Here is a 6,121-nt window from a genome sequence, read left to right as displayed (position 1 = left end):
CTTGATGTTGTGCCGGGTGATGTTCGCCTTCGACAGTGCCTGACCGATCACCTCACGGGTGTTGTCCCAAATCTCCTTCGGGTTGTGTTCCACCCAACCGGCCTGCGGAAAAATCTGTTCATGCTCCACCTGGCCAGACGACACCATCGAACCCGCGTGATCGAAGATGATCGCCCGGGTACTCGTCGTGCCCTGATCAATCGACAAAATGTAATCCGTCATTGCCGTAACTCCTTTGTTAACACCGACTGCGGGGGTATCGGCGGCCGGTGCCCTCGCAACGGCCCGCTCCGCCACTGCGAACCTAGGGCATCCGGGCAATCGTTGAACTGCTCCTGCACAAACGTGCACGGGGGGTTGACGACCGCCCCGCGGAGCGGTCGAATCCGCCCCCGCTGCGACGGATCGCGGACCGGGTACGTGCTGCACATTCGTGCACCGCGCCCGGTGTCGCCTGCTGCCTCGGAAGCCGGCGACGTCGCCTGGAAGGCATGGGCGGGCCACTCCACCCACTGTTTCCTCACGTTTGTGGCGCGCGGGCGGCGCGCGGTCTAGCGTTGTAGTGAACTGTCGCCTTACCCTGCGACAGCGCTCTGCGGCATCGGTGCCGGGAGGCCGGAGCGAGCGAAATCGAGGAAGAGGTTTCATCGTGAAAAAGCTCATCAATGACCCGTCTAATGTGCTTGCGGAGTCCCTGGTCGGTGTCGCGGCGGCCCATCCGGAACTCACGGTCGACCACTTCAACCGCATCATCTACCGGGGCGAGAAGACCAGGGCGGGCAAGGTCGGGCTCATCTCCGGAGGTGGGTCGGGCCACGAGCCTCTGCACGGCGGATTCGTCGGTCTCGGGATGCTCGACGCCGCGTGCGCCGGCGAGGTCTTCACGTCCCCGACGCCGGACCAGATGCAGGAGGCGACCAAGGTCGTCGATTCGGGCGCCGGCGTGCTCCACATCGTGAAGAACTACACCGGCGACGTGATGAACTTCGAGATGGCCGCCGAGCTGGCGGAGGCGGAGTCCGGCATCAAGGTGGAGTCGGTGGTGACCAACGACGATGTGGCGGTGGAGGACTCCACCTGGACCGCCGGCCGTCGTGGTGTCGGCGTGACGGTGCTCCTCGAGAAGATCGTGGGGGCGGCGGCGGAAGAGGGCCGAGACCTCACGAGCGTCGCCGACCTCGCGCGCCGGGTGAACGCCGCCGGCCGCTCCATGGGCATGGCCCTCACCAGTTGCACGGTGCCGTCGGCTGGCAAGCCCACCTTCGACCTGCCGGACGACATGATGGAGATGGGCGTCGGCATCCACGGCGAGCCCGGACGTCACCGAGTGCCCCTGGCCGGGGCGGCCGAGATCGCCCGCCAGCTCGTCGAGCCGATCCTCGCGGACCTCGACTTCACGGGGGGCCCGAACATCGTGATGCTCAACGGCATGGGCGGCTCGCCGCTCATCGAGCTCTACCTGATGTACGGAGAGGTGAAGAAGCTTCTCGACGCCGCCGGGGTCGAGGTCGCCCGCAACCTCGTGGGCAACTACATCACTTCACTCGACATGGCCGGATGCTCTGTGACGCTGCTCAAGGCCGACGACGAGATCCTCACGCTGTGGGACGCCCCGGTGAACACCGCCGGCCTGCGCTGGGGAGTCTAGGCGCCATGGGCGACGGCACCGTATCCCTCCCGCAGCTTCTCGACTGGCTCTCGCGGTTCAGCGCGCTCGTCACCGAGAACCGCACCTATCTCACAGAGCTCGACTCGGCGATCGGCGATGCCGACCACGGGGTTAACATGGTGAGAGGGATGACCGCGGTCATGGAGAAGGTCGGTGCCGCCCCGCCCGAGGCGGTCGACGCGCTGTTCAAGATGGTGGGCATGACAATGGTGAGCACCGTCGGTGGCGCGAGCGGCCCGCTCTACGGAACGTTCTTCCTCCGGTTCGGAACGACGGCCGGGGCCGTGACCGAGCTCGACGGCGCCACCCTCGCGGCGGCGCTCCGAGCCGGTTTCGAGGGCGTCATCGCCCGCGGCAAGGCCGAGCTGAACGACAAGACCATGGTGGACGCGATGTCGCCGGCGGTCGATGCCCTCGACGCTGCGGTGGCGGGCGGGGCGAGCGTGTCCGATGCGGCCGCGGCCGCGTTCTCGGCCGCCGAGGCCGGCCGCGAGGCGACCATCCCGCTCGTGGCGCGCAAGGGGCGGGCCAGCTATCTCGGCGAGCGAAGCGCCGGCCACCTCGACCCCGGGGCGACATCCACGGCGATGTTGTTCGAGTCGCTGGCGGGGGCTCTCGCCGGCTGAACCGTGCGGCCGCACCACGAGTTCGGCCGGGAGATTGCCGGAACGCCGCGCGGGCGGGCCGGTCGGCGTGCGAGGCGCGGGTAGGCTCCGACCGGTATGAATCGTCTGCTCACCACACTCTTCGCCGCTCTCGAGGCGCTCCTCGTCGTGGGCATCGGCATCGGCATCTCCCTCGTTCCGCTGACCATCCTCTGGGCCTTCCAGTACGGCCTGCAGATCGACTGGATCGTGTTCTGGCGAGCTGCCGTCGACATCTGGCTGCTCGGCTCCGGCGTGGACGTCACCATGACGCTCAACCCGGTGATCGCCTCGAGCCTCGGCTTCGCGGGCGCCGGCACCCCGTTCGTCCTCTCCATCGCCCCCCTCGGGTTCGCCCTGGTGACCGTGCTTCTCGGGGCGCGGGCGGGGCGCAGGATCGGGGAGATCCCGCACAACTATCTCGGTATCCTCGCGGCGATCGCGACGTTCGGGGTGCTCTCGCTCGGGGCCACCCTCAGCACCATCACTCCGTCGGCCAGGCCGTCGATCTGGCAGGGTGCGCTGCTGCCGACCATCGTCTTCGCCATCGGGCTCGTCGCGGGGCTGGTGCTCGGGTCACGCACGTCGGTGGCGGCTCGTGGCACGGCATCCGGGCGCTCCCTCCTGGATCGTCTGGGCGGTCGACCGCGATCCCGCGCCGTCGCGACGGCGGCGCTCACCGGCGGTGCCGGGGCGGCCGCGGTCGTGATGGCGGTGTCGGCAGTGCTCGTCGCCGCGCTCCTGCTGTTGAGCTATGCGAAGATCATCTCGCTCTACGAGGGGGTGCACGCGGCCGTGCTCGGTGGCATCGCCATCACGGTGGGCCAGCTCGCGTTCCTGCCGAACCTCGTGATCTGGGCCGCGGCCTGGCTGGTCGGACCCGGGTTCGCGATCGGCACCGGCTCGGCGGTGAGCCCCCTCGGCACGAGCCTCGGGCCCATCCCGGCCATTCCGATCCTGGGCGCGCTGCCGAGCGGGCAGTTCGCGTGGGGCTTTCTCGGTCTCCTCATTCCGGTCCTTGCGGGTTTCCTCGCCGCGATTCTGGTGCGCCCGCGGCTCGTCGCGGCGCTCGATGGCCGATCATCGGCGGGGATCCTGATCGGCACGGGCCTGCTCATCGGGGTGGTCGGAGGCGTGGCGCTCGGACTCCTCGCCTGGGTGTCCGCCGGCGCCGCCGGGCCGGGCAGGCTCGTGGATGTCGGCCCGTCCCCGCTTCTCGTGGGCGCGTTCGCGGCGCTCGAGTTCGGTGTGGCGGCCGTGATCGGCCTCCTGGTGGGCCGCCCGCCGCGAGACTGACGGGGCCTCGCGGCTCACGCGCGATCGCGGAGTCACGCTCCCCGCATCCGTCCCGCCCGTGGCGGTTCCCGTTCTCGGCATCCGCGTTTCTCCGGAGGTTCGGCCCCACGAGGACGTTTTTCGGCCCGGCGAGGGCTCGAAATGCCGTTTGGGGCGCAAAGCTCCGGAGAAACGCGGGTGCAGGGGATGCGGGAGAGAGATGCGCCCGCGACGAAGGCGCCCGGCTCACCCGCGATAGGCTCAGGGGGTGCTTTCATTGGTCGTCCTGATCTCCGGCGGCGGGTCGAACCTTCGCGCACTCCTCGAAGCGTCGGAAGACGCGGAGTTCCCCGCCCGTGTCGTCGCCGTCGGTGCCGACCGCGACGCCGACGGTTTCGGGCACGCCGAGGCCTTCGGCATCCCCACCTTCGCCGCCGCCCTCTCCAGCTATCCGGACCGGGAGAGCTGGGGCGACGCCATCCTCGAACAGATCAGGCAGTGGCAGCCGGACCTGGTGATCCTCAGCGGGTTCATGAAGCTCCTGCCGCCGCGGGTGATCGCCGCGCTCAGCCCCAACCTCATCAACACGCACCCGGCCTACCTGCCCGAGTTCCCCGGCGCCCACGGCGTGCGGGATGCGCTCGCCGCCGGGGTCGACCAGACCGGGGCGAGCATCATCATCGTCGACAACGGTGTCGACGCCGGCCCGATCATCGCCCAGCGCCGGGTGCCGATCCTGCCCGGCGACACCGAATCCACCCTGCACGAGCGCATCAAGCCCGTGGAGCGCGAACTGCTGGTGCAGACCGTGCTCGACATCGCCAACGGAACCATCGACCTCGAGGAGCTCGCCCACCCATGAGCGGACCCACCCACGCCCCATCCGAATACCGCTCCCGCGACGCCATCCCGATCCGCCGCGCGCTCGTCTCGGTGAGCGACAAGACCGGGCTGCTCGAGCTCGCCGCCGTGCTCGCGAAGGCCGGGGTCGAGATCGTCTCCACCGGGTCGACGGCCAAGACGATCTCGGATGCCGGGCATCCGGTCACCGAGGTCGCCCAGATCACCGGATTCCCGGAGTCGCTCGACGGACGGGTCAAGACCCTGCACCCCGCCATCCACGCCGGCATCCTCGCCGACCTGAGGCTCGCGAGCCACGAGGTGCAGCTCGCCAAGCTCGGGATCGAGCCGTTCGAGCTGGTCGTCGTGAACCTGTACCCCTTCGTGGAGACGATCGCCTCCGGGGTCACCGGTGACGCCGCCATCGAGCAGATCGACATCGGAGGCCCGGCGATGGTTCGCGCGGCCGCCAAGAACCACGCCAACGTGGCGATCGCCGTGTCACCGGCGAGCTACCAGCAGATCATCAAGGCCGTGACGCTCGGCGGCACGACCCTCGCCCAGCGGCAGCGACTCGCCGGCGAGGCATTCGCGCACACCGCGGCGTACGACACCGCGGTGGCGGCGTTCTTCGCCAGCAGCATCGGCATCCGTGCGGCGCATCCCCTGCCCGAGGCGGGAGAGGTGGCCGACGTCTTCGAGGTGCGGGCGAGCCTCGCCCACGTGCTTCGGTACGGCGAGAACGCCCACCAGGACGCGTCGCTCTACGTGTCGGAGGGGGGTGCGGGGATCGCTCAGGCCAGCCAGTTGCATGGCAAGGAGATGTCGTACAACAACTACGTCGACGCGGACGCCGCCCTGCGCGCCGCCTACGACTTCAGCGAGCCGGCCGTCGCCATCGTCAAGCACGCCCAGCCCTGCGGCATCGCCGTGGCCCGGGGAGCCGGCGACCCCATCGCCTCAGCGCACATCCGGGCCCACGAGTGCGACCCGGTCTCGGCGTTCGGCGGGGTGATCGCGGCGAACCGCCCGGTCACCATCCAGATGGCCGAGCGAGTGAAGGACATCTTCACCGAGGTGGTGATCGCCCCGGACTTCGACCAGGAGGCGCTCGAGCTTCTTAAGACCAAGAAGAACCTCCGTCTGCTCAAGCTTCCGGCCGGCTACCACCGCGACGACGTGGAGTTCAAGCAGATCAGCGGCGGGCTGCTCGTGCAGCAGCCGGACGTGTTCGACGAGTTCAGTTCGGACTCCTGGCAACTCGTCTCCGGAGACGAGGCGGATGACGCCACGCGCGCCGACCTCGAGTTCGCCTGGCGCGCGGTGCGCGCGGTCAAGTCCAACGCCATCCTGCTTGCCGACGACGGCGCGTCGGTGGGGGTCGGCATGGGCCAGGTCAACCGGGTGGACTCCTGCCGACTCGCCGTCGACCGCGCCGGAGACCGGGCGCTCGGCTCGGTGGCGGCATCCGACGCGTTCTTCCCGTTCGCGGATGGCCTCGAGATCCTGCTCAAGGCCGGGGTGCGGGCCGTCGCCCAGCCGGGCGGCTCCGTGCGGGACGAAGAGGTGATTGCGGCAGCGAAGAAGGCCGGCGTCACCATGTACTTCACCGGCGAACGCCACTTCTACCACTAACCCGCAGCGCCGGGTTGGGCGGAGTGCTCACCCGTTGGGCATCTGCCACTCCTCCGTC

The 6,121-nt window shown here is 69.4% G+C and carries 6 protein-coding genes; 5 read left to right on the top strand and 1 reads right to left on the bottom strand.

Annotation, left to right across the window (positions count from 1 at the left end; all coding sequences use genetic code 11):
* Window positions 1-222, bottom strand: a 222-nt coding sequence (locus FVP33_RS18810; protein ID WP_246142435.1) for an FGGY family carbohydrate kinase, incomplete at its 3' end; no start/stop codon positions are given.
* A gap of 427 nt (window positions 223-649) precedes the next feature.
* Here FVP33_RS18810 and dhaK point away from each other — a divergent pair.
* The 5 genes from dhaK to purH all read left to right on the top strand — a co-directional run bounded on the left by dhaK (window position 650) and on the right by purH (window position 6,063).
* On the top strand, window positions 650-1,648 hold the full coding sequence (gene dhaK / locus FVP33_RS18805; RefSeq protein WP_147785236.1) for a dihydroxyacetone kinase subunit DhaK: 999 nt from the start codon (window positions 650-652) through the stop codon (window positions 1,646-1,648).
* Window positions 1,649-1,653: 5 nt separating this feature from the next.
* Window positions 1,654-2,295, top strand: a complete 642-nt coding sequence (gene dhaL, locus FVP33_RS18800; RefSeq protein ID WP_147785235.1) for a dihydroxyacetone kinase subunit DhaL — start codon at window positions 1,654-1,656, stop codon at window positions 2,293-2,295.
* Between the two features lie 96 nt (window positions 2,296-2,391).
* Window positions 2,392-3,609 (top strand): cell division protein PerM, encoded by a 1,218-nt coding sequence (locus FVP33_RS18795; protein WP_147785234.1) that lies wholly within the window; start codon window positions 2,392-2,394, stop codon window positions 3,607-3,609.
* Between the two features lie 247 nt (window positions 3,610-3,856).
* Window positions 3,857-4,450, top strand: coding sequence for a phosphoribosylglycinamide formyltransferase (purN, locus tag FVP33_RS18790; RefSeq protein WP_147785233.1), 594 nt, complete (start codon window positions 3,857-3,859; stop codon window positions 4,448-4,450).
* Window positions 4,447-6,063, top strand: coding sequence for a bifunctional phosphoribosylaminoimidazolecarboxamide formyltransferase/IMP cyclohydrolase (gene purH / locus FVP33_RS18785; protein ID WP_147785232.1), 1,617 nt, complete (start codon window positions 4,447-4,449; stop codon window positions 6,061-6,063). The genes purN and purH overlap by 4 nt, the downstream gene beginning before the upstream one ends.
* Window positions 6,064-6,121 lie beyond the last annotated feature (58 nt).

Source organism: Lacisediminihabitans profunda (assembly GCF_008040105.1).
Lineage (GTDB): Bacteria > Actinomycetota > Actinomycetes > Actinomycetales > Microbacteriaceae > Lacisediminihabitans > Lacisediminihabitans profunda.
The sequence above is the reverse complement of the archived record's forward strand: the minus strand, read 5'-3'. Positions and strand labels throughout refer to the sequence as shown.